Annotated in this window: 25 protein-coding genes and 1 pseudogene; 15 read left to right on the forward strand and 11 right to left on the reverse strand. The window is 69.7% G+C overall.

What is annotated here, in order from left to right; translation table 11 throughout:
• Positions 1-22: 22 nt before the first annotated feature.
• A complete protein-coding gene (locus tag ASD21_RS17380) occupies positions 23-493 on the forward strand; it encodes a low molecular weight protein-tyrosine-phosphatase (RefSeq protein WP_056444055.1) in 471 nt (156 codons plus the stop codon).
• A 169-nt stretch (positions 494-662) separates the two neighbouring features.
• On the opposite strand, the gene grpE is transcribed toward ASD21_RS17380, so the two are convergent.
• Together grpE and hrcA are read right to left on the reverse strand one after the other, a co-directional pair.
• A complete protein-coding gene (gene grpE, locus ASD21_RS17385) occupies positions 663-1,283 on the reverse strand; it encodes a nucleotide exchange factor GrpE (RefSeq protein ID WP_056444058.1) in 621 nt (206 codons plus the stop codon).
• Between the two features lie 11 nt (positions 1,284-1,294).
• A complete protein-coding gene (gene hrcA / locus ASD21_RS17390; RefSeq protein ID WP_056444060.1) occupies positions 1,295-2,371 on the reverse strand; it encodes a heat-inducible transcriptional repressor HrcA in 1,077 nt (358 codons plus the stop codon).
• A gap of 134 nt (positions 2,372-2,505) precedes the next feature.
• Between hrcA and rph the strand changes: the two genes are divergently transcribed.
• On the forward strand, positions 2,506-3,222 hold the full coding sequence (gene rph, locus ASD21_RS17395) for a ribonuclease PH (protein ID WP_056444062.1): 717 nt from the start codon (positions 2,506-2,508) through the stop codon (positions 3,220-3,222).
• Positions 3,223-3,267: 45 nt separating this feature from the next.
• Here the strand turns inward: rph and ASD21_RS17400 are convergent, their stop codons facing one another.
• Complete coding sequence (locus ASD21_RS17400) at positions 3,268-3,768, reverse strand: winged helix-turn-helix transcriptional regulator (protein WP_056444065.1); 501 nt, start codon at positions 3,766-3,768, stop codon at positions 3,268-3,270.
• A 157-nt stretch (positions 3,769-3,925) separates the two neighbouring features.
• Here ASD21_RS17400 and ASD21_RS17405 point away from each other — a divergent pair, with 157 nt between their 5' ends.
• Positions 3,926-4,555: a glutathione S-transferase family protein gene (locus ASD21_RS17405; protein ID WP_056444066.1), complete on the forward strand. Its 630-nt coding sequence runs from the start codon at positions 3,926-3,928 to the stop codon at positions 4,553-4,555.
• A gap of 24 nt (positions 4,556-4,579) precedes the next feature.
• Here ASD21_RS17405 and ASD21_RS17410 read toward each other — a convergent pair whose 3' ends face one another.
• Both ASD21_RS17410 and ASD21_RS17415 read right to left on the reverse strand, forming a co-directional pair.
• Positions 4,580-4,810, reverse strand: coding sequence for a helix-turn-helix domain-containing protein (locus ASD21_RS17410; protein WP_056444069.1), 231 nt, complete (start codon positions 4,808-4,810; stop codon positions 4,580-4,582).
• 22 nt (positions 4,811-4,832) lie between these two features.
• Positions 4,833-5,366, reverse strand: a complete 534-nt coding sequence (locus ASD21_RS17415) for a DUF2975 domain-containing protein (protein WP_056444072.1) — start codon at positions 5,364-5,366, stop codon at positions 4,833-4,835.
• Between the two features lie 457 nt (positions 5,367-5,823).
• Here ASD21_RS17415 and rdgB point away from each other — a divergent pair, with 457 nt between their 5' ends.
• The 5 genes from rdgB to ASD21_RS17440 all read left to right on the forward strand — a co-directional run bounded on the left by rdgB (position 5,824) and on the right by ASD21_RS17440 (position 9,868).
• Positions 5,824-6,429 carry an RdgB/HAM1 family non-canonical purine NTP pyrophosphatase gene (rdgB, locus tag ASD21_RS17420; protein WP_056444076.1) on the forward strand — a complete coding sequence of 202 codons (606 nt, stop codon included), beginning with the start codon at positions 5,824-5,826 and terminating at the stop codon, positions 6,427-6,429.
• 132 nt (positions 6,430-6,561) lie between these two features.
• Positions 6,562-7,710, forward strand: coding sequence for a radical SAM family heme chaperone HemW (gene hemW, locus ASD21_RS17425; protein WP_056444079.1), 1,149 nt, complete (start codon positions 6,562-6,564; stop codon positions 7,708-7,710).
• 84 nt (positions 7,711-7,794) lie between these two features.
• A complete protein-coding gene (rsmI, locus tag ASD21_RS17430; RefSeq protein ID WP_056444082.1) occupies positions 7,795-8,664 on the forward strand; it encodes a 16S rRNA (cytidine(1402)-2'-O)-methyltransferase in 870 nt (289 codons plus the stop codon).
• A complete protein-coding gene (locus ASD21_RS17435) occupies positions 8,661-9,056 on the forward strand; it encodes a YraN family protein (RefSeq protein ID WP_056444086.1) in 396 nt (131 codons plus the stop codon). Before rsmI ends, ASD21_RS17435 begins: the two co-directional genes overlap by 4 nt.
• A complete protein-coding gene (locus tag ASD21_RS17440; RefSeq protein ID WP_056444090.1) occupies positions 9,053-9,868 on the forward strand; it encodes a SirB1 family protein in 816 nt (271 codons plus the stop codon). Before ASD21_RS17435 ends, ASD21_RS17440 begins: the two co-directional genes overlap by 4 nt.
• 3 nt (positions 9,869-9,871) lie before the next feature.
• On the opposite strand, the gene ASD21_RS17445 is transcribed toward ASD21_RS17440, so the two are convergent.
• Positions 9,872-10,879, reverse strand: a complete 1,008-nt coding sequence (locus ASD21_RS17445) for a zinc-dependent alcohol dehydrogenase family protein (protein ID WP_056444093.1) — start codon at positions 10,877-10,879, stop codon at positions 9,872-9,874.
• 198 nt (positions 10,880-11,077) lie between these two features.
• Between ASD21_RS17445 and gshB the strand changes: the two genes are divergently transcribed.
• Positions 11,078-12,025, forward strand: coding sequence for a glutathione synthase (gshB, locus tag ASD21_RS17450; RefSeq protein WP_056444096.1), 948 nt, complete (start codon positions 11,078-11,080; stop codon positions 12,023-12,025).
• A 130-nt stretch (positions 12,026-12,155) separates the two neighbouring features.
• Positions 12,156-13,706, forward strand: a complete 1,551-nt coding sequence (locus ASD21_RS17455; RefSeq protein ID WP_056444099.1) for a YifB family Mg chelatase-like AAA ATPase — start codon at positions 12,156-12,158, stop codon at positions 13,704-13,706.
• A 480-nt stretch (positions 13,707-14,186) separates the two neighbouring features.
• Here ASD21_RS17455 and ASD21_RS25270 read toward each other — a convergent pair.
• Together ASD21_RS25270 and ASD21_RS17460 are read right to left on the reverse strand one after the other, a co-directional pair.
• Positions 14,187-14,260: pseudogene (locus tag ASD21_RS25270) on the reverse strand (hypothetical protein); the annotation flags it as partial.
• Positions 14,261-14,787: 527 nt separating this feature from the next.
• Positions 14,788-15,462: an OmpA family protein gene (locus ASD21_RS17460; protein ID WP_056444102.1), complete on the reverse strand. Its 675-nt coding sequence runs from the start codon at positions 15,460-15,462 to the stop codon at positions 14,788-14,790.
• A gap of 223 nt (positions 15,463-15,685) precedes the next feature.
• On the opposite strand from ASD21_RS17460, the gene ASD21_RS17465 reads away from it, so the two are divergent.
• Positions 15,686-16,621: an isopenicillin N synthase family dioxygenase gene (locus tag ASD21_RS17465; RefSeq protein WP_056444106.1), complete on the forward strand. Its 936-nt coding sequence runs from the start codon at positions 15,686-15,688 to the stop codon at positions 16,619-16,621.
• Positions 16,622-16,740: 119 nt separating this feature from the next.
• Here the strand turns inward: ASD21_RS17465 and ASD21_RS17470 are convergent, their stop codons facing one another.
• Positions 16,741-18,417: a TadE/TadG family type IV pilus assembly protein gene (locus ASD21_RS17470; protein WP_235524909.1), complete on the reverse strand. Its 1,677-nt coding sequence runs from the start codon at positions 18,415-18,417 to the stop codon at positions 16,741-16,743.
• A gap of 208 nt (positions 18,418-18,625) precedes the next feature.
• On the opposite strand from ASD21_RS17470, the gene rlmN reads away from it, so the two are divergent.
• The 4 genes from rlmN to ASD21_RS17490 all read left to right on the forward strand — a co-directional run bounded on the left by rlmN (position 18,626) and on the right by ASD21_RS17490 (position 21,653).
• Entirely contained in the window at positions 18,626-19,843 is a 1,218-nt protein-coding gene (gene rlmN / locus ASD21_RS17475; RefSeq protein WP_056444112.1) for a 23S rRNA (adenine(2503)-C(2))-methyltransferase RlmN, read from the forward strand.
• Positions 19,844-20,257: a hypothetical protein gene (locus ASD21_RS17480; protein ID WP_056444115.1), complete on the forward strand. Its 414-nt coding sequence runs from the start codon at positions 19,844-19,846 to the stop codon at positions 20,255-20,257.
• A gap of 103 nt (positions 20,258-20,360) precedes the next feature.
• On the forward strand, positions 20,361-20,789 hold the full coding sequence (locus ASD21_RS17485) for a DUF350 domain-containing protein (protein ID WP_056444118.1): 429 nt from the start codon (positions 20,361-20,363) through the stop codon (positions 20,787-20,789).
• Positions 20,790-20,813: 24 nt separating this feature from the next.
• A complete protein-coding gene (locus ASD21_RS17490; protein WP_056444121.1) occupies positions 20,814-21,653 on the forward strand; it encodes a S1 family peptidase in 840 nt (279 codons plus the stop codon).
• On the opposite strand, the gene ASD21_RS17495 is transcribed toward ASD21_RS17490, so the two are convergent.
• Positions 21,650-23,002 carry an AmpG family muropeptide MFS transporter gene (locus tag ASD21_RS17495; protein WP_056444124.1) on the reverse strand — a complete coding sequence of 451 codons (1,353 nt, stop codon included), beginning with the start codon at positions 23,000-23,002 and terminating at the stop codon, positions 21,650-21,652. The two genes, ASD21_RS17490 and ASD21_RS17495, sit on opposite strands and share 4 nt — an antisense overlap.
• Positions 23,003-23,038: 36 nt before the next feature.
• Complete coding sequence (locus tag ASD21_RS17500) at positions 23,039-24,619, reverse strand: response regulator (protein ID WP_056444127.1); 1,581 nt, start codon at positions 24,617-24,619, stop codon at positions 23,039-23,041.
• Positions 24,620-24,902: the final 283 nt, after the last annotated feature.

The following is a 24,902-nucleotide window of genomic DNA, read 5'->3' on the forward strand; positions in this document are numbered from 1 at the left end:
GCCCGTTGTCGAAAGGCTGTTCGTGAAGCGCGTCGCCGTCCTGTTCGTCTGCCTGGGCAACATCTGTCGCTCGCCCCTGGCCGAGGCCGCCTTCCGCCGGGAGGCCGAGCGGCGCGGCCTGGAGGTCGAGATCGATTCGGCCGGCACCGGCGGCTGGCACGTCGGCGATCCGCCCGACCGCCGGGCCCAGGCGGTGGCCCGCCGGCACGGCGTCGAGATCTCGGCCTATCGCGGCCGGCAGGTGAGGCCCGAGGATTTCCACCGCTTCACGCACGTGGTCGCGCTGGATCGGGACAACCTGGCCGACTTGAAGCGGATCCGGCCGTCCGACGCGATGGCCGAGCTGCTGTTGCTGCTGGACGCCGTCGAGGGCCGCCGGGGCAAGTCCGTGGCCGATCCGTACTACGGCGACGACGCGGACTTCGACCTCGCCTGGGCGGACGCCGTGGCCGGCGCGCGAGGGTTGGCGGATCTGATCGCGGGAGGGGGTTGAGCACTCTCTATCAGATCGTCATCCCGGGCCTTGTGCCCGGGACCCCTCTGTCCGCCGCAGGTGCGGAGGGGGCGGTTCGCTGGCGAACCGCTTGCACTTCACGCGCGGGCTGAACCAGGGGTCCCGGGCACAAGGCCCGGGATGACGGCTGGTAAGTTGGGGTGGAGCCCTAGGCCTTGGTGTCGAACGAACCGCCGGTGTCCGCGCCGTTGCTGGCGTACGGGTTCTGTCCCGCCGCGGCGGGTTCCGCCGGCGCGCCCGGGCCCGTCGAGCCCTTGGCGGCCACGGCGACCATGGCGGGACGGACCAGGCGGCCCATCAGCTCGTAGCCGGCCTGCAGCACCTGGATGACGCCGCCGGCGGCGACCTCGTCCGAGGGCTGCTCCATCACCGCCTGGTGCAGGTGGGGGTCGAACTTCTCGCCCTTGCTCGGGTCGATCTTCTTCAGACCGTTGCGTTCGAAGGCCGCCACCAGCTCCTTCTCGGTCATCTCGACGCCGATGATGTAGTTGGTCACCGCCGGGTCCTGCGAGTCGCGCGGGCTCAGGGCCGTGGCGCGCGACAGGTTGTCGGCCACGCCCAGCAGGTCGCGGGCGAACTTCTGGATGGCGTAGGCGCGCGCGTCGTTCGACTCGCGCTCGGCCCGGCGCTTGGTGTTCTCGGCCTCGGCCGCGTAGCGCAGCGCCTGATCCTTCAGGGCCGCCACTTCCAGCTTCAGCGCCTCGATTTCCTGCGAAGCGTCATCGGCCTCGAAGGCCACGTCCTCGGCCGGCGTTTGTTCGTCGGTCATCTCTTAAGTCCTCATCCGTCCATCATCCGGCCGAGCACGCGGGCGGTATAGTCCACCAGCGGGATCACCCGGGCATAGTTTAAGCGGGTGGGGCCGATCACGCCGATCGCTCCCAGCACCTTCTGTCGGCCCGTCATATAGGGCGCCGCGATCAAGGAGGAACCCGAAAGCGAAAAGAGTCGCGTTTCGGCCCCGATGAAAATGCGCACGCCCTCGGCGCCGCGAACGTCGTCCAGCAGGCCGATCAGCTGGCCCTTCTGCTCCAGGTCGTCGAACAGCCGCCGCACGCGCTCCAGATCTTCCCGGGCGCTGGCGTCGGCCAGCAGGTTGGCCCGGCCCCGGACGATCAGGGCGCGCTCGTCGCCGTCGCCGCCGCTCCAGGCCGCCAGGCCGTCCTCGACCAAACGCGCCGCCGTGGCGTCCAGTTCACGCCGGGCGGTGTCCAGCTCGGCCGCCATCTCGACCTTGGCCTCTTGCAGGGTGCGGCCGCGCAGGCGGGCGTTGAGAAAGTTGGAGGCCTCCTGCAGCGAGGCGGGGGTGACGCCGGCCGAGCGCCGCATCAACCGGTTCTCGACCGTGCCGTCGTCGAACACCATGATCGCCAAGGCCTGGTCAGCGCCCAGGGCCACGAACTCCACGTGCTTGACCCCGCCCTCGCGGACCGGGGCGACCACCACGCCGGCCCCGCCGGCCAGGCCCGACAGGATGGCGCTGGCCTCGCCCATCGCCTCCTCGAACGAGCGGCCGTGGGCGAACAGGCGGGCCTCGATGGTCCGCCGCTCCTCCTCGCCGATGTCGCCCACCTCCAGCAGGCCGTCGACGAACATCCGCAGGCCCGCATGGGTCGGGATGCGGCCGGCGCTGGTGTGGGGGGCGTCCAGCAGGCCCAGCTGGGCCAGGTCCTGCATGGTGTTGCGGATCGAAGCCGGCGACAGCTGCATCCCGCCGCGCGAAATGGTCCGCGATCCGACCGGTTCGCCGGTTTCCAGATAGGATTCGACCACCCGTCGGAAGATGTCGCGGGCGCGGGCGTCCAGGTCGGTGAGACTGGGAGTCTGCGCGGAAAATCCCGAAAAGAGCTGTGTCATTTAGCCTTCGAACGCGCCCGCCCAAGTCTCTGAGGGCCCCCTCGGGAAGGTCCCTCGGGTTTCGACGGGATTGGACGACCGTCCTAACTAGGATAAGCGGCCCCATCCTATCACGCAAAGCCCCGGAGTTTTCCATGCGTCCGTCCGAACGCGCCCCAGACCAAACGCGCGAAGTCACGCTGGAAACGGGCGTCAACCGCTACGCCGAGGGCTCGTGCCTGGTCAGCTTCGGCCACACCAAGGTGCTGGTCACCGCCACGGTCGAGGAAAGCGTCCCCGGCTGGATGCGCAACAAGGGCGCCGGCTGGGTCACGGCCGAGTACGGCATGCTGCCCCGCGCCACCCACACCCGCGGCCGGCGCGAGGCCGCCCTGGGCAAGCAGAGCGGCCGCACCCAGGAAATCCAGCGCCTGATCGGCCGCTCCATGCGGGCCGTGGTGGACATGAAGGCCCTGGGCGAACGCCAGATCAGCCTGGACTGCGACGTCATCCAGGCCGACGGCGGCACCCGCACCGCCGCCATCACCGGCGCCTGGGTCGCCCTGCGCATCGCGGTCAACTACCTGATCGAGGAAGGCGTGCTGAAGACCGACCCGATCCTGGGCCAGGTGGCGGCCGTTTCCTGCGGCGTGTTCAAGGACACCCCGGTGCTCGACCTCGACTACGAGGAGGACTCCAGCGCCGAGGCCGACAGCAACTTCGTGCTGACCGACGCCGGCGACATCGTCGAGGTCCAGGCCACCGGCGAGAAGCGCGGCTTCACCCGCGGCGAGTTCGACCAGCTGTTCGCCCTGGCGGAAAAGGGGATCGGCGAGCTGTTCGTGAAGCAGCGCGAAGCGGTCTCCAAATAGTCCCGCGGCGACCCCGGCTCCTTGACGCCCGCCTCTTCGGGCTGATCAGCCAGGGGCCGCGCCTTCGGCCATGATCGCCTCGAACGCCGCCTGAAGCTGCAGGAGCGCGGAGGTCTTTGCCGGCGGGCCGCCCAGATGGGCGGCCCGCAACTCGGTCATCACCGCCTCCCACATCGCGGGGCCGCCCTCCTCAAGAAGCTGGGCTCTGATCGAAAGCTCCCTGGAGGCCGGCGCATGCCGGCGGCCCCAGGCCCCCATCTGGGCCAGCACCGGCAACAACTGGATCGCGGGCTCCGTCAGGGTGTAGAGCCCGCTTTGGCGGTGGCCGGGATCACGGGCCTTGGTGAGCAGGCCCGCCGCCAGGAGCCGCTTCAGGCGATCGGCCAGGACGTTCGACGCTATGCCCTCCTCCGAACGCATGAGGAGTTCGCGATAGCGGCGGCGATCGCCGAACATGATGTCGCGGATGACGATGAGGCTCCATCGGTCCCCAAGCAGCTCGAGGGTCAGATTGATGGGGCAACCCGATCGATGCGTCTCGCTCAATGACCGACTCCTAACTGCTTGCAAACTAGGACCAGGCCGGTCAATCTCCAACCGCTTGCAATGTGCAAGCGGTCTGTCCTCGAGCCTTGCCCCTTGGATCGGCTAGGTCGTCGGAGCCGTTTTCACGGGCGCGCCGGGGCCTGAAAGGAAGTCCGCCATGATCACAGTCTTCGGCGAAGGCAGGGGCTTTCGGGTCGTTTGGCTGCTGGAGGAGATGGGTCTGCCGTACCGGCTGCGGGGCGTCGACCTGTTGGCCGGAGTCGAGAACGACCCCGAGTTCCTCGCGATCAATCCCGCCGGATTCATCCCCGCGCTCCGCGACGGCGACGTCACGATGGTCGAGTCCGTCGCGATCATGGAGTACCTCCTGGCGCGCTACGGGCCGACGGCGCTGGCGCCGGGCGCGCGGGACGCGGCCTTTCCCGCCTACCAGCAGTTTCTGCACCTCGGTGAAGCCGGGCTCGCCGCCTCGATCTATTTCGTTTCGGGCGCCCGGAACATCGCGCCGGAAAGCGAGCGCGACAATTGGAGCGCGCGCCAGGCGATGGACGTGTTCACGACCCGGTTGACCCTGGTGACGCGGGCGCTGGAGCGCGGGCCGTATTTGGCTGGGGACGCCTTCACCGCGGCGGACATTTCGGTGGGCTATGCGCTGGAGATGGCGCGGAAGAACGTCGGGGTCGTGTTTGGCGACGTAGAGCGGGCCTACATGACGCGGCTGCGCGAGCGCGGGGGTTTCCAGCGGGCCCTCGAGACATGCCAGGCTACAAAGGGATGGTGGGGCTAGAGCATCGCGGGGGAAGGAGGAGGTTCAGTCCTCTTCGTGCACGTCCCCCGGCCCGGGCTCATAGGTCATCAGGTCCCCCGGCTGGCAGTCCAGCTCGCGGCACAGGGCGTCCAGCGTGGTGAAGCGCACGGCGCGGGCCTTGCCGGTCTTGAGGATCGACAGGTTGGCGATCGTCACGCCGACGCGGTCCGACAGCTCGGTCAGCGACATTCGTCGCTCCAGAAGGATGCGGTCCAGTTGCACGCGGATGGCCATGGGGTTCTTCGTCTCCGCGTCGTCAGATTGTCAGTTCGGCCTCCCGTCGAAGGCGGGCACCCTCGCGGAAGACCTCGGCCAGAACGAACACCACCAGGACCGGGAACCAGGCGCTCAGGCTGAACGAGCCGTCGACGATCTTGGTGTCCGGCGCCAGCCACTTGGCCAGAGCGGCGAAGATGTAGTGGCCGATCTCCAGGGCGGCCAGGACCAGACCCACCACCCGCAGGCGGCGGACGTTGTCGGGATGGAACGGATCGCCGGCGGTCAGGGTGGAGAACACCCGCCGCAGGCGCTCGACGATCACCATCCAGCCTCCCGAGAGCAGCGCCCAGGCGCCCAAGGCGCCCGCGAACAGCGGCCCCTTGGTGATCAGCTCGTCGACCGAGCTGCCGATATGCAGTTTCGAGGTGATCAGTTCGGGATTGAAGCTGAGCAGCAGCACCGCGACCGTGAAGATCGCCAACAGGCTGACCCAGACCCACAGACCCACATAGATCACATCGAGAATGATCTTCAGGAAACTCGATACCGAGCCAGGCCCCAAGGCGCGCATCCGCTCATCCCCTCACGCAGAAACGCCGACCATGCCCCGGCGGATCGGGGCGGGTCAAAGGCGAGCATGACCCCGGGTCAGAACGTCTTGATCGCGAAGGTCACGGCGGCGAGCGGCAGACCGACGATCAGCGTCAGCGTGGCCAGGCGGGTGGCGACGGCGTCGACGATGCGGAACAGTCTGGCGGCGGACATGGCGGGCCTTCGGGTCGAGTGCGGAACCGCGCCGACATGGCGCGTCTCCCATGACGCGAACATAGGGAGCGAATTCGGAAGCGCCAATGTTGCTTATCGATAAACGATATTAAACCTCTGTAATGATCGCGCTCACCGAACGGATTATCCCGGGTGTGGCGCCGCGGCCACCATCGCGGGTTCGCCACGCGAACCTTGCGGGCGGGGGGCGACTTGGAGGAGTAGAGAAGCCGCATTTGGGATTGTCCGAGAGGAGAGAGGCGATGACGCTGAAGCTGGAAGCTGGCGCGAGGCTCGTCGCGGCGACGCACAACCCCGGCAAGGCCAAGGAACTGGCCGCCCTGCTGGATGGGCGCTTCGAGGTGCTGGCGGCCGGGACGCTGGGCCTGCCCGAGCCGGACGAGACCGAGACGACTTTCGTCGGCAACGCCCTGCTCAAGGCCCGCCACGCCGCCGACCTGTCAGGGCAGATCGCCTTGGCCGACGATTCGGGCCTGTCGGTCGCCGCGCTGGACGGCGCGCCGGGCATCTATTCGGCCCGCTGGGCGGGGCCGACCAAGGACTTCGCCGTGGCCATGGACAAGGTCGCCGAGCGGATCGAAGAGGCGGCTTCCGAGGATCGTTCCGCCTGGTTCACCTGCGCCCTGGCCGTGGCCTGGCCGAACGGCGGTCCGGCGGTGGTGGTGCAGGGCGAGGTCCACGGGACCCTGACCTTCCCGCCACGCGGCGACCGGGGGTTCGGCTACGACCCGATCTTCATCCCGAACGGTTTCGACCAGACCTTCGGCGAGCTGGAGCCGGCCGCCAAGGACGCCATGAGCCACCGCGCCGTGGCGTTCGAGAAGCTCAAGGCGGCGCTGTTTGAGTGACCTCTCCATATTTCGTTGTCATCCCGGACAAGCGCGCAGCGCGCCGATCCGGGACCGACGCGTGAACGCATGCGCTTCTGGCGGTCCCGGGTCTTCGCTCCGCTACGCCCGGGATGACAGCGGAGAGGGAAAGTGACCCAGCCTCCTCCCCTCGGCGTCTACGTCCACTGGCCCTACTGCGCCAGGATCTGCCCCTATTGCGACTTCAACGTCGTGCGCGACCGGGGGCGGACCAACGAGCAGGCGGCGCTGGCCGACGCCATCGTCGCCGACCTGAAGGCCCAGCGCGCCCTGACCGGCCCGCGCGACCTGCTGTCGATCTTCTTCGGCGGCGGCACGCCTTCGCTGATGGATCCCGGGGAGGTCGCCCGGGTGATCGAGACCGCCAAGGCGCTGTGGACCCCGGCCGACGATCTGGAGATCAGCCTCGAGGCCAATCCGACCGACGCCGAGACCGACCGCTTCGCGGCCCTGGCCGCGGCGGGCGTGGCGCGGCTGTCGCTGGGGGTCCAGGCGCTGGACGACGCGGCGTTGAAGCTGCTGGGCCGCAATCACGACGCCGGCTCGGCCCGGCGGGCGATCGCCGTGGCGGCCAAGGCCTTCCCGCGCCTGTCGGCCGACCTGATCTATGCCCGGCCCGGCCAGACGGCGGAGGCCTGGGCGGCCGAGCTCTCCGACCTGCTGGCCTACGGGCCCGAGCACGTCTCGCCCTATCAGCTGACCATCGAAGCGGGCACCGCCTTCGACCGCGCCGTGGGACGCGGGACGCTGGTCGTGCCCGACGAGGACCTGGCCGCCGCCCTGTTCGAGACCACCCAGAGCGTGCTGGAGGCCGCCGGCTTCGACGCCTACGAGGTCTCCAACCACGCCCGGGGCGAGGCCGCCCGCTCGCGCCACAACCTGGTCTACTGGCGCGGCCACGACTATGTCGGCGTCGGTCCGGGCGCGCATGGGCGCCTGAGCCTGGAGGGCGGAAAGCTGGCCGCCGCGGCTCGGCGCGGGATCGCCGACTACATCCGCGCGGTGGCCGAAACCGGCGTCGGCTTCGAGCGCGAGGCCCTCACCCCGCTGGAGGCGGCCGAGGAGCGATTGCTGCTTGGCCTGCGCATCGACGACGGCGTGAGCTTCGCCGAGATCGCCGCCCTGGGCCTGTCGCCGGACACGCCCAAGGTGAAAACACTGGTCGAGGCGGATCTTCTCGTCGACGATAGGATTCGGCTTCGCGCCACCCGATCGGGGCGTCTCGTACTGGACCGGCTGACAGGAACGCTCGCGACCTGATAACCCTGTCGGCAACAGAATTGCGTAACCGCGTCGTCGGCGCCCTAGTTCGTGTCGGCCCAGTCCGCCGGAAAGTGTAAGCCCTTGAGCCGCCAGCTTGCCCCGCCCGCCCTGTCCGACGCGCCGCTGGCCCCCGGGCTTTACCTGGTGGCCACGCCGATCGGGAACCTGCGCGACATCACCCTGCGGGCCCTGGACGTTCTGGCCGGCTGCGACGTCCTGCTGGCCGAGGACACCCGGGTTTCCGGAAAGCTTCTGGCCGCCTACGCCATCTCCAAGCGGCTGCAGCGCTATGACGAGCACGTCGCCGACCGCGAGACGCCGCGCATCCTGGAGCGGCTGGAGGCCGGCGAGCGGATCGCCCTGGTCTCGGACGCCGGCACGCCGATGGTCTCCGACCCCGGCCTGCGCTTGGCCCAGGCGGCGATCGCGGCCGGCCATCCGGTGTTCCCGATCCCCGGCGCCTCGGCGGCCCTGGCGGCCCTGACCCTGGCCGGCCTGCCCACCGACCGCTTCCTGTTCGCCGGCTTTCCGCCGACCAAGACCGCCGCGCGCCGGACCTTCTTCCAGGACCTGGCCAATGTCCGCGCCACCCTGATCTTCTACGAGGGCGCCTCGCGGGTGGCCGACAGCCTGGCCGACATGGCCGCCGTGTTCGGTCCGCGGCCCGGCGCGGTGGCCCGCGAACTGACCAAGCTCTACGAGACCTGCATCCGCGGGCCCCTGGACGCGCTGGCCGCCGATCCCCGCTTCGAGGCTCCCAAGGGCGAGATCGTCATCCTGGTCGGCCCCGGCGAGGACGAGGTCGCCAGCGCCGCCGACGCCGAGACCGCCCTGCGCGACGCCATGACCCGCCTGCCGCTGGGCGAGGCCGCCTCGGAGGTCGCCAAGGCCCTGGGCCTGTCGCGCAAGGACCTCTATCGCCAGGCCCTTGCGATGAAGGAGGCCGGATGAGCGTCGTCCGCCCCATTCGCCCGGAGAGGCGGGCTCGCGGGATCGCCGCCCGCCTGTCGGGACGCCGCGCCGAGGTGGTGGCGGCCCTGTGGCTGATGGCCAAGGGCTATCGGATTCTCGGCTTCCGCCTGGCCACGCCGCTGGGCGAGATCGACCTGCTGGCGCAACGCGGCGGCGTGCTGGCCGTTGTCGAGGTCAAGAGCAGGACCAGTCTGGAGGCCGCGCTGGAAGCGGTGACCTACGAACAGCGGGCCCGTCTGCGTCGCGCCGGCGCGCACATCGCCGCCCACCGCGCGGGCCTGCGCGACGCGGTGGTCCGCCTGGACCTGATCGCCCTCGCCCCCGGCCGCCGTCCGCGTCACGTTCCCAACGCCTGGGTGGACGGCCAATGACGCGGGAGGAGGCCGAAGCCCTGCTGACCGAGGCCGGCGAATGTCCGGACAAGACCTTTCCGCTGTTCGAGGCCGCCCTGGCCTGCGCCGTGCACGACGACCCGGACCGTGACCTGGCCCCCGTGCTCGACATGGCCAAGACCTCCATCGACCGTCTGACCGAGCGCCTGAAGGCCGAGTCGCCCGAGGAGGCCCTGGCCGAGACCATGGCCGGCGACCTGCGGCTGTCGGGCGACCTGATCACCTACGACCATCCCGACAACGCCGACGTGATCGCCGTGGCCGAGCGGCGCAAGGGCCTGCCCGTCACCCTGGGCGTGTTCTACCTGCACGCCGGCCGCGCCTGTGGCCTGGACCTGTACGGCGTCGACTTCCCGGGCCACTTCCTGCTGCGCATCGAGACCGAGGAGGGGCCGCTGGCCCTGGACCCGTTCAGCGAGGGGCGGGTCGTGCTGCCGTCCGAGCTGTCGCGCCGGGCCCTGCGCACCGGCCTGATGCCCGACGTCGCCGCCAAGCTGGACGTGCTGATGAGCCCGATCACCGACCGGGCCGTGCTGATCCGCCTGCAGAACAACATCTTCGCCCGCGCCCAGCAGGCCCGCGACTGGGCCCGGGCCGAGCGCTCGGCCCTGCGCCGCGCCCTGCTCGATCCCACCGACCACCATCCCTGGCTGGACGTCGCCGCCGCCCGCGAGGGGCAGGGGGCGCTGGCGGGGGCCCTGCAGGCCCTGTCGCGCGCCCAGGTCCTGGACGGCGGCGCGACCATCGCGGCCCGGGCGGCCCGGGAGCGGATGCGGCTCAGACTCAACTGACCGTCAGATATCGACGACGATCTTGCCGAAATGGCGGTTTGACGCCTGGTGGCGGAAGGCGTCGGCCAGGTGTTCGAGCGGGAAACGCTTGTCGAGGACCGGCCGGTAGCCCGCCACGTCGATCGCCCGGATCATGTCGAGCTGGTGGCGGCGGCTGCCGACGGTCAGGCCGATGACCTTCAATTGCTTGCCCATGATCGCCACGGTCGGCACGGGCCCCGCGACGCCGGCCAGGACCCCGATCAGGGCGATATGGCCGCCGTTGCGCGCCGCGACGATGGACTGGGGCAGGGTGCCCGCGCCGCCGATCTCCAGGATGTGATCCACGCCGCGACCGTCGGTCAGCTTGCGGACGGCCTTGCCCCATTCGGGTTCGGATTTGTAGTTGATCAGGCTGTCGGCCCCCAGCGCCTTGAGCCGCTCCAGCTTTTCGTCGGACGACGAGGTGGCGATCACCGTGCACCCAAAGGCCTTGGCGATCTGCAGGCCGTAGATCGACACCCCGCCCGTGCCCTGCACCAGCACGGTCTCGCCGCCCTTGAGCGCGCCGTCCCCGACCAGGCCCCGCCAGGCGGTCACGCCCGCGCAGGTGATCGTCGCGGCCTCGGCGGCGTCCCAGCCCCTGGGCGCCCGGGTGAACGCCGTGGCCGGCGCCACAACCATCTCCCGGGCGTAGCCGTCGGCGCCGTCGCCCGGCACGCCCGTGAAGCCGTCGTCCGGCGCGTCGCCGTCCTGCCAGAGCGGAAAGAAGGTCGAGACCGCCAGGTCGCCGACGGCGAAGTCCTTGACGCCCTCCCCGACCGCCAGCACCTCGCCGGCCCCGTCGGACATCGGGATGCGGCCGTCGGCGGTGGGAATGCCGCCGATCGCCACCAGATAGTCGTGATAGTTCAGCGAGCTGGCGCGAAGGCGGACCAGGATCTCGCCTGGCCCCGGCGGTCCCGGATCGGGCAGGTCGACAAACCGCAGGGCGTCGAGACCGGCGGGCGCCGCGATCTGGATGGCTTTCATGGGCTTGGCCTCCCTTGGGCGGTTGCGTCCGCGCCGGAAATCTTCGTGCGAGCGAGCCTGGGTGAAGCCGCCCGGCCTTTCAAGGACGCCGCGACGTCAACCCGTCGACGGGGCAAGTCGCCTCTCGCATTCGGGGCTCCGCCGCCTTAACTAGGCAATCGCGTGCGGGACCCCCGCCCAAGCCGATCCGGAGTCCCCATGTCGCTGAGAGTCGCCGTCCAGATGGATCCCGTCCTGGGGATCAACATCGAAACCGACACCACCTTCCTGATGATGTGGGAAGCCCAGACCCGGGGCCACAAGCTGTGGTTCTACACCCCCGACAAGCTGTCGATGGAGGACGGCCGGGTGTTCGCCCGCGCCCAGCCCCTGACGCTGACCAAGACCCAGGGCGCCCACGCCGAGCTGGGCGAGAGCGTGCTGCTGGACATGAAGGACGACGTCGACGTGGTGCTGATGCGCCAGGATCCGCCGTTCGACATGGCCTACATCACCGCCACCCACTTCCTGGAGAAGGTTCACCCCCACACCCTGGTCGTGAACAATCCGGCCGAGGTGCGCAACGCGCCCGAGAAGCTGTTCGTCACCGATTTCCCGGGCGTCCAGCCGCCGACCCTGATCACCAGCGACCACCAGGCGATCTACGACTTCCGGGCCAAGCACGGCGACATCGTGCTCAAGCCGCTCTACGGCGGCGGCGGTTCGGGGGTGGCGCGGCTGCTGGCCGACGATCCCAATCTGGACGCCCTTTTGGAACTGCACGCCATGATCGGCCGCGAGCAGGTGATCGCCCAGAAATTCGTCCCGGCCGTGAGCAAGGGCGACAAGCGCATCCTGCTGGTCCACGGCGAGCCGGTGGGCGCGGTCAACCGCGTGCCGGCCGCCGGCCAGGTGCGCTCCAACCTCCGCGTGGGGGGGCGCGCCGAGGCCGTGGAGCTGACCAAGCGCGATCTGGAGCTCTGCGCGATCATCGGCCCGGAACTGAAGAAGCGCGGTCTGCTGTTCGTCGGCATCGATGTGATCGGAGAATACCTGACCGAGATCAACGTCACCTCGCCGACCGGGGCCCAGCAGCTCAAGCGTTTCGGGGGCGCGGACGCCGCCGAGATCCTCTGGGATCGGATCGCCGAGCTCAGTTCCACCTGAGGATTAGGACCTACCTGTAGACGACTGAATCGTCACACTTTCCTGAAATGTTCGTTTTTCGTTCTTGCTCCGCTCCAACGGCCATGCTTGGCTTGTGGATAAAACAGTGGGGCAAAGGGGCGAAAACCCAATGGCCGCAAAGGTCGTCACGGTGGCGTTCGAGGGCGTGGAGGCGCGGCGCGTCGACGTCGAGGTCCAGCTGACGGGCGGTCAGCAGGTGATGGTCATCGTCGGCCTGGGCGACAAGGCCGTGGCCGAGAGCAAGGAGCGGGTGCGCGGAGCATTCGCCGGCATGGGCCTGGCCCTGCCGCCAAGGCGCATCGTCGCCAACCTGGCTCCGGCCGACATGCCCAAGGAGGGCAGCCATTACGATCTGCCCATCGCCCTGGCGGTGATGGCCGCGATGGGCGTGATTCCGATCGACGCCCTCGACGGCTGGGCGGCGATGGGCGAATTGTCCTTGGACGGACGGATCGCGGCCTGCGCCGGGGCCCTGCCCGCCGCCATGGCCGCCGGGGCGATGGACCTGGGCCTGATCTGCCCCGAGGCCTGCGGGCCCGAGGCGGCCTGGGCCGGCGGCACGCGGATCCTGGCGCCGCGCTCGCTGGTGGCGTTGATCAACCACTTCCGGGGCGGCCAGATCCTGTCGGCGCCCGCGCCCGGCCCGGTGATCGAGGGCGAGGCGGTCCGCGACCTGCGCGACGTCAAGGGCCAGGAACACGCCAAGCGGGCCCTGGAGATCGCCGCCGCCGGCTCGCACAACCTGCTGTTCTGCGGCCCGCCGGGCTCGGGCAAGTCGATGCTGGCCCAGCGCCTGCCGGGGCTCTTGCCGCCCTTGAGCTCGCACGAACTGCTGGAGACCTCGATGGTCCATTCGGTGGCGGGGCTGATCGCCAAGGGCACCCTGACCCGGGCCCGGCCCTATCGCGCCCCGCACCACAGCGCCTCGATGGCCGCCCTGACCGGCGGCGGGCTGAAGGCCAAGCCGGGCGAGGTGTCGTTGGCCCACAACGGCGTGCTGTTCCTGGACGAACTGCCCGAGTTCGGGGTCCAGGCGCTGGACAGCCTGCGCGGGCCGCTGGAGACCGGCGAGGTGATGGTGGCCCGGGCCAACGCCCATGTCCGCTATCCGGCCCGGGTGCAGCTGGTGGCGGCGATGAACCCCTGCCGCTGCGGCCATGGCGGGGCCGGGCGCGGGGCCTGCGGCAAGGCCCCGCGCTGCCTCCGCGACTATCAGGGCCGGGTCAGCGGGCCGCTGATGGACCGCATCGACCTGGCCGTCGACATGCCCGCCGTCACCGCCGCCGACCTGGCCCTGCCGCCGCCGTCCGAAGGCACCGCCGAGGCCGCTGCCCGGGTGGCGCGGGCCCGTCGGCTGCAGGTCGAGCGGGCGGAGGCGATCGAGGGCGCGCCGATCGGGGCCGAGGCCCTGAACGGCCGCGCCGAGGGCCGCTATCTGGAGAAGATCGCCGATCTCGACGAGGCCGGACGCGGCCTGCTGGCCCGCGCCGCCGAGGCCGGCCAGATCAGCGCCCGCGGCTGGACCCGCGTGCTGCGCCTGGCCCGCACCATCGCCGACCTGGAGGGCGCGGCCAACGTCCGCCGGGTGCACGTCGCCGAGGCGCTGGCCCATCGGCGGACCAACGCGCTGGGCGCGGCGACGGGCGAGGGGGCGTTCTAGAGAAACCCTCTCCCGGAGGGGAGAGGGAGGGACCCGCGCCGTAGGCGTGGGAGGGAGAGGGGTGACGCCCTGTCCGATTTCGCGCGGGGGCGCACTACAGTCGGGGACATGCTCTCACGGCAAGACCTCGGCAGGTTCGTGGAGCGCTCGGGGTGAGTGCGTGTCCCCAACCGATCCGCTGAGCTTGGTTTGTCCAGGATCGCGGCTTGACGCCGTGGATGTCGTTGGGGACACGCACTCATCCCGCGCTCCGAGGGCGATTGGCCGAGACCTTGCCGTGGGAGCATGTCCCCGGCTGAGCCGTCTACGCTCTGCGTTCAGCCAACAAACCCCAGCGATTTCAACGCCCTGAACTTTCTCGACCCGATTTGGTCCTCACCCTCCAAACCGCCCGTATCCTTGTCCCACCTCGTCGCAGGGAAAGGGCGCATGGCCTCGACCCGATTTGGTCCTCACCCTCCAAACCGCCCGTATCCTTGTCCCACCTCGTCGCAGGGAAAGGGCGCATGGCCAGCGACCGATGCGGCGGCGGGGGGCGATCGAGCGGGTCGCGTCATCGATGGGCTGTCCGCGTGTGTAGGGACAGGCCAAACCTCGCGTTCGCGAGATGCTCGCCGAGCCCGGAACACGAAAACGGTCGGGCGCGGGGGTCGATGGCGCCGCAGGCGGACGGTGACACGTTCGCGGTCCGGGACCGGGTGTCGTTGACCTGGCCCGCCCGTCGGAGGCTTCAAGGCGGCGAGGCCCTAACAGGGCTCAGCGTCGCGGGCTTCCGGATAACGATGGCGCGGAGCGATCGGGCTTCGTCGAAACGGTATTGTTTTTCAAACTCCGGACGTCGTCCGGCGCTCCGCGACCCTTTCCGATAGCTCAGCGAGAGATCGCATGAGCCTGCGAAGCCGTGCCCGCGAACACTTGCCCCCACCTGACCGCTTCGCGGTCTGTCCGCCCCCATAGGGGGCGGAGGACGCCGCACCGCGCACCTCTTCCCCCTGTGGGGGAAGACGACCGCGAAGCGGTCCGTAGGGGGCAAGCGATCGCCGCAACTCGGCCCTCCCCCGCGAGGGAGGGCCGAGGCATCCTACTTCGTCAGCGGCCGCAGGATGATCTCCACCCGGCGGTTCTGGGCGCGGCCTTCGGCGGTGTCGTTGGAGGCGATCGGCTGACGCTCGCCCTGGCCGGCGACGAAGACGCGGTCAGCCAGCACCTTGCCGGGACCGGTCAGATAGCCGGCCACCGCGCTGGCGCGGCGCTCCGACAGGGTTTGGTTGTAGTCGTCCGGGCCGCTGGCGTCGGCGTGGCCGACCACGTCGATGGTCGTCTGGGGATAGGCGTTCAGCGTGCGGGCCACGTCGTCGAGCACGCGGGTGAACTGCGGCTGGACCTCGGACTTGTCGACCGCGAAGGTCACGTCGCTGGGCATGATCAGCACGATCTGGTCGCCGTCGCGGCGGATCATCACGCCCGAGCCTTCCAGGCCGCGGCGGAAGTCGGCCTGCTGACGGTCCATGTAATTGCCCACGGCGCCGCCGGCCAGGGCGCCGACGCCCGCGCCGATCAGGGCGTTCTTGCGGCCCTGTTCGCCCTTGTTGGTGTTGGTCAGATAGCCGAGCACCGCCCCGACGCCGGCGCCCGCCAGGGCCCCCGTGCCGGTGTTGTTGCGGACGGGCATGCCGGTGTTGGGATCGGTGGTGGTGCAGGCGGCCAAGGCCAGGGCGGCCATCACGGCGACGCTGGCGGCGGTCTTCTTAATCATGGTCGGTTATTTCCTCGCGAACCCGTTCAGGTGATCTTGATCCCACACCATCGCGTGCGATCCTTGGCCGGCAGAACGCCCCGTCCATGGTCAAGTTCCAATACGGCCGATGACCCGGCGATGAACAGAGGCTTCGCACCCGCTCTTGGCGCTTTGGTCCTGGGCGGTGTAGTAAGTCCGGTCTTACTAATTTCCCATCTGGCTAACGTCGAGGCTCCAGCCCGTGTCCGCATCCGCTATCGAACCCGTCTCGTTCACCCTGTATTCGAAGGATTTCGACAGGTTCGCCCACGAGCTGGGCGCGTCGTTCCAGCGCTACGGGTTCGCGGTGATCTCGGACCACGACATGCCCCAGGCGCGCATCGACGCGGCCATCGCCGACGCCAAGGCCTTCTTCGCCCTGCCCGAGGAGACCAAGAAGCAGTACGCGCTCGGCAAGGGCGGGGCGCGCGGCTACATCCCGTTCGGCATCGAGACCGCCAAGGGCGCGACCCACTACGACCTGAAGGAATTCTGGCACGTCGGCCGCGACCTGCCGCCGGGCCATCCGTTCCGCGCCACCATGGCCGACAACGTCTGGCCGGCCGAGATCCCCAGCTTCCACCACAATGTCGGCTGGCTGTACGGCGCGCTCGACAGCCTGGGCGTGCGGGTGCTCAAGGCCATCGCCACCTATCTGAACCTGGGCCGCGACTTCTTCGATCCGACGGTCAAGGACGGCAACAGCGTGCTGCGCCTGCTGCACTATCCGCCGATCCCCAAGGACGCCACCGGCGTGCGGGCCGGGGCCCACGGCGACATCAACACCATCACCCTCCTGATGGGGGCCGAGGAAGGCGGACTGGAACTGCTGGACCGCAACGGCGACTGGCTGCCGATCAACCCGCCGCCCGGCTGCGTGGTCTGCAACATCGGCGACATGCTCGAGCGCCTGACCAACCACGTCCTGCCCTCGACGATCCACCGGGTGGTCAATCCGCCGCCGGAACGTCGCGGCGTGCCGCGCTATTCGACGCCGTTCTTCCTGCACTTCGCGTCGGACTATTTGATCAAGACCCTGCCCAGCTGCATCACGGACGAGAATCCGGACCGCTATCCCGAACCGATCACCGCCGACGCCTTCCTCCAGCAGCGTCTGCGGGAGATCAAGCTGGCCTAGCCGGCGGCCGACCGTCGACGGCGCCCTGGACCTCCATCCGCTCCGGGACGAGCCAGCGGCGAGGCGCCGTCAGAAGGAAATTAGACATGGAAAGGCCCGGAGCAGCGCTCCGGGCCTTTCTATTTCGTGATCCTCAGGTTCTGGATCGAGCCGGCGATGGTGTTGAAGACCGAGGTCAGCTCGTCGGCGTCGTTCACGTCGTAATACATGTCGAGCTTGGTGGCGCACGCCTGCAGGATGGCCTTGGAGTGGCTGGAGACGCCCACCCCGATGGCGTAGATCACCACCCCTTCGGCCTTGGCGTTTTCGCACAGCAGCTTTTCGCGGTAGTCGATCGCGTCTCGGCGGTTGGTGGCCGTGGAGCCGGCCGTCAGGGCCGTCCCGCTGGCGTTCTTCAGGCGGCCCTGAGCGATATAGCCATAGCCCGTATAGATCGAGTTGTTGGGGTTGGCGTAGGTGTCGTTGGTGTTGTCGCCGTCGGTCAGCAGCACGATCACCTTGGTGGTCTTCTTGCCGTCGGTGGTGGTCGGATTGACGCCGTCGGCGAAGGGCGCGTTGTTCGACAGGGTGTGCCAGCCCCAGGCCAGGCCCATGGCGACGTTGGTGTTGCCGTTGGCGATCATCTGACCGAGCTTGGTCTTGACGGCGTCGCGCTGGGTGGTGGCGCGGACATTGGTCAGGCGCATCAGGCTGGTCAGGCCGCAGCCGGCGTTGGGGCCGTAGGTGGTGCCGGTTTTGGCCTGGCTGAGCACCTTGCTCTTGTTGCTCGCGCCGTACTTGGCGATCGGAGTCGAACGGGTGGCCCAGGCGGTCGCCAGGGTGCCGCTGGGCGAGACCCCGTCCGGCAGCCAGTTGTTCATGATCGGGTTGCCGGGATTGCTGACGGTCCGGGCGTCGCGATAGCGGTTCGTGCTGGACTGGTTGACGCCGACCGTATTGTCGTCGGGTTCGTCCGGCGCGAAGAACGGCACGAACATCGAGGCGGGCGCCGAGGTGTTGGGCGCGTCGTCGGTGACATCGTAGGGCGCGGGTCGGCTTTCGACGCACCCGGCCCAGGTCAGGCCCAGGTTCGACAGCAGGGTGAAGCGGTTCTGGTTGGTCGCGAACACATCCGCGCCGTAGCCGGTGGTCGGCATCTTGCCAGCCAGCCAGCTGGTCTGGTTCTGATAGGTCGAGCCGACGTTCACGGTCATCGAAAACGGCACGACGCTGATCTTCACCGCGTCGGTCTCGGTGGCCCGGGCCGCGGCGGCGGCCAGCACGTCGACCAGCGACTTGGAGGCGTCGATCAGGGCGTCGATCTTCTTGGTCCCCGAGCCCAGGGTGCTGCCCATCGAACCGGTGTTGTCGAGCACCAGGGCCACTTCCAGCTTGTTCACCGAGCGCATCACGGTGGAGCCGGCGGCGACGTGCGTGTCGCCGCTGCTCCAGAGGTTGGAGATGATCGGCTTGATCGTGACGTTCTGGATGGCGCCGACCACGGTGTTGTTCGGGCCCAGGGCGAAGGTCGAGTTCGCGCGGGTGAGGGGCACGCCCAGGCCGGCCATCTCGGTGGCCAGGGCGGCGTCGCCGACGGTGTCCAGGGCGGCGTCGGTGGTCGCGGTCGACCGGGCTGCCATCAGGGTCGCGGCGTCGAGGGCGTCCTGCAGCTGGCGCTTCTGGACGCTGGTGCGGCTCAGATCGATCAGGCCGAAGGTCAGGATGGCGATGGGGATCATCAGTAGCGCGAACTGCACGGCGATGGCCCCGCGCTCGTCGTCGCGAAGACGCGCCGCAAGGCGTTTCCACATGGTCATGAGCAAGGCCCGACTCCCCAGAGATCGGGCATTATCGCCAAGGACGGTGAACGGGCCGCAAACGACGATGCTTAATCGTCGCATCCGGAAATCCATGGCCGCCAGCCCTCGACCGAGGGGGCGCGACGCCCGGTCTCTTTGGAAAAAGCCGCGAGAGCTGCTATATCCCCGCCTCGATCCCTGAAATGTCTTGCCTCCGGACCGCCCCTTGAGCGTCACCCTCGACCTGTCGCGCATGGCTCACTCTCCTTCAAGGGAGGGGGCCGACGCCCCCAAGCCGCCGATCAACCTGTCAGGCCTGACCCGACCGCAGATGGTCGCCGCCCTGACCGAGAGCGGCGTGGTCGAGCACGGCAAGGCCAAGATGCGCGCCACCCAGATCTTCCGCTGGGTGCACCATCGCGGCGTCACCGACTTCGCCCAGATGAGCGACGTGGCCAAGGAGACCCGCGCTCGGCTGGCCGAACGGTTCACGATCGCCCGCCCCGAGGTGGTCGAACGCCAGGTGTCCAAGGACGGCACCCGCAAGTGGCTGATCCGCATGGCCCCGGGCATCGAGGTCGAAACGGTCTACATCCCGTCCGTTGGACGGGTCGGGGCGCTGTGCGTCTCCAGCCAGGTCGGCTGCACCCTGAACTGCAGCTTCTGCCATACCGGCACCCAGGCCCTGGTCCGCAACCTGACGGCCGCCGAGATCGTCGCCCAGGTGCAGATCGCCAAGGACGACCTGGCCGAATGGCCGTCCGACAAGGAAGACCGCCTGCTGAGCAACATCGTGTTCATGGGCATGGGCGAGCCGCTCTACAACATGGGCCAGGTGGCCGACGCCATCGAGATCATCAGCGACAACGAGGGCATCGCCATCTCGCGTCGCCGGATCACGGTCTCGACCTCGGGCGTGGTTCCGCAGCTGGAGGCCCTGGGCGAGAAGACCCAGGCCATGCTGGCGATCAGCCTGCACGCCACCAACGACGCCCTGCGCGACGTGCTGGTGCCGCTGAACAAGAAGTATCCGCTGGACCAGCTGATGGCCGGGATCCGCGCCTATCCGGGTCTCAGCAACGCCCGCCGGGTGACGTTCGAATATGTGATGCTGAAGGGCGTCAACGACAGCCCCGACGAGGCCCGCGCCCTGGTCAAATTGATCAAGGGCATCCCGGCCAAGGTCAACCTGATCCCGTTCAACCCCTGGCCGGGCACGGACTATCAGTGCTCCGACTGGGCGGCGATCGAGAGCTTCGCCGCGATCCTCAACCGCGCCGGCTACTCCTCGCCGATCCGCACGCCGCGGGGCCGCGACATCCTCGCCGCCTGCGGCCAGCTGAAGAGCGAGAGCGAGAAGGTCCGCGCCTCGGCGATGCGCAAGCTGTCGATGGCGGCCATGGCCGGCGTGCTGGACGACGACGAGGACGAGGCGGCGGCCTAGATGTCGGCCGTCGCGCCGGACGCCGCGATGATGGCCGGCCCCGAGACGCTCGCGCGGTTCCTCGAGACGGCCGACCAAGGCGTCCTGCACGGCGTGTTCTCGACGGGCGATCTGGTCATCCTCGAGAACTTTCCGCCGCACGTGTTCACCGGCCAGGACGGCCTGGATCACTGGCGGGGCCTGATGGCCCGGCATGTGGGCGCGATCACCGATCTGCGCCACACCTTCGGCCCGCCACAGGACTTCGTCCGCACCGGTGACACCGCCTATTTCTCCCTGCCCACCCGCTGGACCGGCGTCCGCGACGGCAAGCGGTTCGACGAGCACGGCGGCTGGTCGTTCGTGCTGGTGCTTGAAGGCGACGCCTGGCGGATCCGGTCCTACGGCTGGTCGGTCGTGAGCTTCGCTCAATAGCCCTGCGACCACACGCCTCCACGCTCGCCGACGAGCCCTCTACGCACGGCGCTCGATCCCGTGCTAGCAATGCGTCCCTCAAGTTTCGGGGTTTACCGCTTCCATGCCGCCACAGCTTCAGTCGCCCGAGATCCAGGCCTTCGCCAGCGGCTTGCCGCTCACCCTGATGCACGCCGCCATCACCCTGGTGATGCTGGTGGTAGGCACCGCGCTCTACGCCCTGCTGACCCCGCACAAGGAGATCAAGCTGATCCGCGAAGGCAACGCCGCGGCCGCCCTGTCGCTGGGCGGGGTGATGGTCGGCTTGGCCATTCCGCTGGCCACCTCGCTGTCGGCCTCGGTCTCGCCGCTGGAGATCGTGCTGTGGGGCGTCTCGACCATCGCCGTCCAGCTGCTGGTCTTCCGGATCACCGACATGCTGCTCAAGGGCTTGCCCGAGCGCATCAACGAGGGCGAGGTCGCCGCCGCGGCCCTGCTGGTCGGGGCCAAGATCGCCACGGCCCTGATCCTCGCCGCCGCCGTGGCGGGCTGAGACGGGCGAGCGGGGACGGATCCGGTGCATTTCCCCAAACTCCCGGACTGGCTGATCTACGGGGCGGTGGTCAGCGCCCTGCTGGTCGTCGCCATCGGCCGGCAGGAGCGTTCCGACGCCCCGCCGCCGCCGCCGCCGGTGCCGGGCGATGTCGGCCTGCCGCTGGGTCCCGCCTCGCCGTTCGACCCGTCCATCGTCGTCCAGGTGCCCGACAAGGGCCAGCCGGGCAGCGGCACGGCCTTCTCGGTCGATGATGGCGGCTCGTGGCTGACCGCCCGGCACGTGGTCGACGGCTGCCGCGAGGCGGCGATCGTCGTGGCCGACGGCCGGGGCGTGGCGGCCCGCATCACCCTGGATCCCGCCGGCGACGCGGCCATCCTGACCACCGAGGGCGGGGCCCCGGCCGTGCCGTTGCGCGCCGTGGCCGAGCCGCCCCGGCGCGGTGAGCGGGCCTATCATCCGGGCTTCCCGCAGGGCCATCCCGGCGAGGTGACCTCGCGTCTGCTGGGCCGCGAGAACCTGGTGATCCGAGGGCGCGGGGCACGGATCGAGCCGGTGCTGGTCTGGGCCGAGGTCGGCCGCACCGACAACCTGAAGGGCACGCTGTCGGGCCTGTCGGGCGCGCCGGCCCTGGACAGCGCCGGGCGGGTGATCGGCGTGACGGTCGCGGAGTCGCCGCGCCGGGGCCGGATCTACACGACGGCCCAGGAGACGGTCGAGGACCTGCTCAAGCAGGGTCGCCGCCGTCCGGCCAGCTTCGCCCTGGGCGAGGCGATCACCACCGAGAACTACGGCCGCGTCGCCGACGGCCTGCGTCGCGACCTGCGGGTGGCGCAGGTGGTCTGCCTGAAGGCCGAGCTTTAGGCGCTCTCGGCCGCCGCCGCCCGCTTGGCCGAGGCGGTCTGGCGCATCGACAGGATGATGAACAGAATCAGGGCTGGGACCCCGACCAGGCCAGCACCGACGAAGAAGATCGCATAGGCCGCCATCAGGCCGTGGCTGGCGCTGAGGCTTTCGACGACCGCGCCGGAGAATCCCTTCAGGAACTTGCCCAGCATGGCGTAGGTCGAGGACAGCAGGGCGTACTGGGTCGCCGTATAACCCAGGCTGGTCAGGCTGGACATGTAGGAGACCAAGGCGACGCCGGCAAAGCTCATGGCGAAGTTGTCGGCCGCCATCACCGCGCTGAATACGCCCACATGGCCTTTGCTGACCGTCAACAGGGCGAAGGCGGCCACTGCGATCGGCTGCAGGATCGCGCCGAGGATCAGGGTGCGGGTGAAACCCAGCCGCAGGGCCGACAGGCCGCCGGCGGCTATGCCGACGATGGCGGCGACAAGGCCGACCGAACCGCGCACCGCCGCCACCGTGTCCTTGGTCAGGCCGATGTCGTGATAGAACGGGTTGGCCATCGGCCCCATGACGAAGTCGGGCAGACGGTAGAGCGCGACCGCCGCCAGCATCAGCACCCCGAACTCCTTGTGCGTGCGGAAGAAGTCGATGAATGGGCCGATCACGGCGTCGAAGAAGCCGCTGGGCGTCCATAGCGGCGCCTTGCCCTTCATCACCGCGTCGGCCCGGGCGGGCTCGATCGCTCTCAGGGTCGCGAAGACCGCGATGCCCATGCACAGAGCCGCGCCGAGATAGGAATGGCTCCAGCCGATGCGGGTGGCGGTGGCCAGGATCAGGGCGTCGGTGGCCAGCAGGGCGGCGCGGTAGCCCAACTGATAGGCCGAGGACAGCAGGCCCAGCTCCTCGCCGTTTTCCGCCGCCTCGATCCGCCAGGCGTCGACGACGATGTCCTGGGTCGCCGAAGCGAAGGCGACGATCACGGCGAAGACGCCGACGGTGGTCAGGCCGGCGTGAGGCCCGGTCAGGGCCATGCCGATAAGGCCCAGCCCGACCATCAGCTGCGAGATCAGCATCCAACCGCGCCGACGGCCCAGCCAGCGGCCGATCAGGGGTGCGTCCAGCCGGTCGACCAGCGGCGCCCAGAGATACTTCACCGAATAGGCCAGACCGACCCATGACAGGAAGCCGATCGCCTTCAGCGACGTGCCTTCCTCGCGCAGCCAGTAGCCAAAGGTGTTGCCGGTCAGCAGGAAAGGCAGGCCCGATCCGAAGCCGAGCGCCAGCATCACCCCGACCTTCGGTCGTCCCAGGGCCCGCAGCACGTCCATCATGCCACGCTTCTGCACCTTGGAGTCCGCCATGCCGTCGCTCGCGCCGAGGCGCGCTCCCCCTAAAAGTTAGGAGGCGACCTTGGCGCGCGTCGTGGCTTTCGTCCAGCCGAGGCCGGTCCAGTTCGTGAGCACCGCGCGCAGGGCCGGCGGAGTCAGGGGCTTGGCCAGGAAGTCGTTCATGCCGGCCGCCAGGCAGGCGCGGCGGTCCTCGTCGAAGGCGTCGGCGGTCAGGGCGACGATGGGCGTGGTCACGCCGCGCTCGCGCAGGGCCCTGGTCGCCTCGAGGCCGTTCAGGCCCGGCATGCGCAGGTCCATCAGGATCAGGTCGTAGAAGCCGCGCGACAGGGCCGAGACGGCCTCGTCGCCGCTGGCGATGCGGTCGACCTTGCAGCCCTCGCGCTCCAGCAGGGCGCGGGCCAGCAGGGCGTTGATCGGATTGTCCTCGGCCAGTAGCACGCGGACCCCCGGGGCGGCGGCCGGCGCGATGCGGTCGTCCTCGTGGGCGGCGGGCGTGGCGGTCGGGGCGATCTCGTTCTTGCTGGCCGCCGTCTTGGCGGAAGATTGGGCCGCCAGGACCTGGGCGATCAGCGAGGCGCGGCGCAGGGGCTTGATCAGGTAGCCGAGGCCGGCGGCCTTCAGCTTGGGAATGCGGTCGCGTTGGTCGGGGGTCAGCAGCACCACGCAGGCGCGGCCGGCCGGCGGCTTCAGCGCGCCGCGCGGTCCGGCCCCCTTCGCGCCTGACAAGGCGGCGTCGAGCAGCAGCACCGCGTCGACGGGCGCGCCCTTCAGGGCCGAGGCGACCGTCTCGCCCGACAGGGCCTGGCCGCCGCTGGCGCGGATCTGGCGAATGGCGGCCTCGCGGATCATGGCGTTGGGCGAGGCGATGGCGACGCAGCGGCCCGTCAGGGGCAGCTCCCCATTCAAGGTGTTTGGCGGCGCGGCGGCCGCGAAGTCGAACGGGGCCTCGAACCAGAAGTCGGCGCCCTGACCCAGTTCGCCGCCGACCCCGGCCTCGCCGTTCATGGCGCCGGCCAGGCGGGCGACGATGGCCAGGCCCAGGCCCGCCCCGCCCAGCTGGGCCTGATGCGAGGGATCGGTCTGGACGAAGGCCTCGAAGATCGCGGCGCGGGCCTCGGGGGCCACGCCCGGTCCGGTGTCGCGCACCGAGAAGCGCAGGCGCCCGTTGGTCGCCAGTTCTGCGCTCAGCAGGACCCCGCCGGTCTCGGTGAACTTGATGGCGTTGCCGGCGTAGTTCAGCAGCACCTGCCGCAGGCGGCCCTCGTCGGCCAGGATGGCCGGCAGGCCGGGCGCGGCCGCCCAGGCGATCTCGATGGCCTTCTCGTGGGCGCGCGGGCTCAGCAGCTCGGCGACCTGGCGCAGCAGGTTCTCGACGTCGACCGGGGCCGTGTGCAGCTCGATCGCCGTGGCGCCCAGGCGGGCGAAGTCCAGCACGTCGTTGACCAGCGACAGCAGGTGGTCGCCGCTTTCGCGCAGGGCGCCGACATAGGCCCGCTGCTCGGCGGTCAGCCGCGTGCCTTCCAGCAGCCGGGCCATGCCCAGCACGCCGTTCAGCGGGGTGCGGAACTCGTGGCTGAGGGTCGCCAGCTGTTCGGGGGTGATCCCGGTGGAGGAAGGACGGTTGCTCATGGCGGGAGACTGTAGCGCTCACGGCTTAACGACGGGTGTTCGGCGAGGGACTGTTCGGACGAGATCGTGCGGCGATCCCTTGCCCCCTACGGACCGCTTCGCGGTCGTCTTCCCCCAGGAGGGGGAAGAGGTGCGCGGTGCGGCGTCCTCCGCCCCCTGTGGGGGCGGACAGGCGGCGAAGCCGCCAGGTGGGGGCAAGTGTTCACCGGCACGGCGTTGCAAGCTCACGCGATCTCTCGCTGAGGAGTTGGAAAGGGTCGCGGAGCGCCGGACACCGTCCGGA

Origin of the sequence: Caulobacter sp. Root1455 (assembly GCF_001426905.1) — a bacterium.
Classification (GTDB): domain Bacteria; phylum Pseudomonadota; class Alphaproteobacteria; order Caulobacterales; family Caulobacteraceae; genus Caulobacter.

What these genes read in the sequence shown, in the direction of transcription:
- grpE (WP_056444058.1), bottom strand. Translation starts at nt 1,283, where the DNA reads ATGACCGACGAACAAACGCCGGCCGAGGACGTGGCCTTCGAGGCCGAT.
- hrcA (WP_056444060.1), bottom strand. Translation starts at nt 2,371, where the DNA reads ATGACACAGCTCTTTTCGGGATTTTCCGCGCAGACTCCCAGTCTCACC.
- rph (WP_056444062.1), top strand. Translation starts at nt 2,506, where the DNA reads ATGCGTCCGTCCGAACGCGCCCCAGACCAAACGCGCGAAGTCACGCTG.
- ASD21_RS17405 (WP_056444066.1), top strand. Translation starts at nt 3,926, where the DNA reads ATGATCACAGTCTTCGGCGAAGGCAGGGGCTTTCGGGTCGTTTGGCTG.
- ASD21_RS17410 (WP_056444069.1), bottom strand. Translation starts at nt 4,810, where the DNA reads ATGGCCATCCGCGTGCAACTGGACCGCATCCTTCTGGAGCGACGAATG.
- ASD21_RS17415 (WP_056444072.1), bottom strand. Translation starts at nt 5,366, where the DNA reads ATGCGCGCCTTGGGGCCTGGCTCGGTATCGAGTTTCCTGAAGATCATT.
- rdgB (WP_056444076.1), top strand. Translation starts at nt 5,824, where the DNA reads ATGACGCTGAAGCTGGAAGCTGGCGCGAGGCTCGTCGCGGCGACGCAC.
- ASD21_RS17435 (WP_056444086.1), top strand. Translation starts at nt 8,661, where the DNA reads ATGAGCGTCGTCCGCCCCATTCGCCCGGAGAGGCGGGCTCGCGGGATC.
- ASD21_RS17440 (WP_056444090.1), top strand. Translation starts at nt 9,053, where the DNA reads ATGACGCGGGAGGAGGCCGAAGCCCTGCTGACCGAGGCCGGCGAATGT.
- ASD21_RS17445 (WP_056444093.1), bottom strand. Translation starts at nt 10,879, where the DNA reads ATGAAAGCCATCCAGATCGCGGCGCCCGCCGGTCTCGACGCCCTGCGG.
- gshB (WP_056444096.1), top strand. Translation starts at nt 11,078, where the DNA reads ATGTCGCTGAGAGTCGCCGTCCAGATGGATCCCGTCCTGGGGATCAAC.
- ASD21_RS17455 (WP_056444099.1), top strand. Translation starts at nt 12,156, where the DNA reads ATGGCCGCAAAGGTCGTCACGGTGGCGTTCGAGGGCGTGGAGGCGCGG.
- ASD21_RS17460 (WP_056444102.1), bottom strand. Translation starts at nt 15,462, where the DNA reads ATGATTAAGAAGACCGCCGCCAGCGTCGCCGTGATGGCCGCCCTGGCC.
- ASD21_RS17470 (WP_235524909.1), bottom strand. Translation starts at nt 18,417, where the DNA reads ATGACCATGTGGAAACGCCTTGCGGCGCGTCTTCGCGACGACGAGCGC.
- ASD21_RS17480 (WP_056444115.1), top strand. Translation starts at nt 19,844, where the DNA reads ATGTCGGCCGTCGCGCCGGACGCCGCGATGATGGCCGGCCCCGAGACG.
- ASD21_RS17485 (WP_056444118.1), top strand. Translation starts at nt 20,361, where the DNA reads ATGCCGCCACAGCTTCAGTCGCCCGAGATCCAGGCCTTCGCCAGCGGC.
- ASD21_RS17495 (WP_056444124.1), bottom strand. Translation starts at nt 23,002, where the DNA reads ATGGCGGACTCCAAGGTGCAGAAGCGTGGCATGATGGACGTGCTGCGG.
- ASD21_RS17500 (WP_056444127.1), bottom strand. Translation starts at nt 24,619, where the DNA reads ATGAGCAACCGTCCTTCCTCCACCGGGATCACCCCCGAACAGCTGGCG.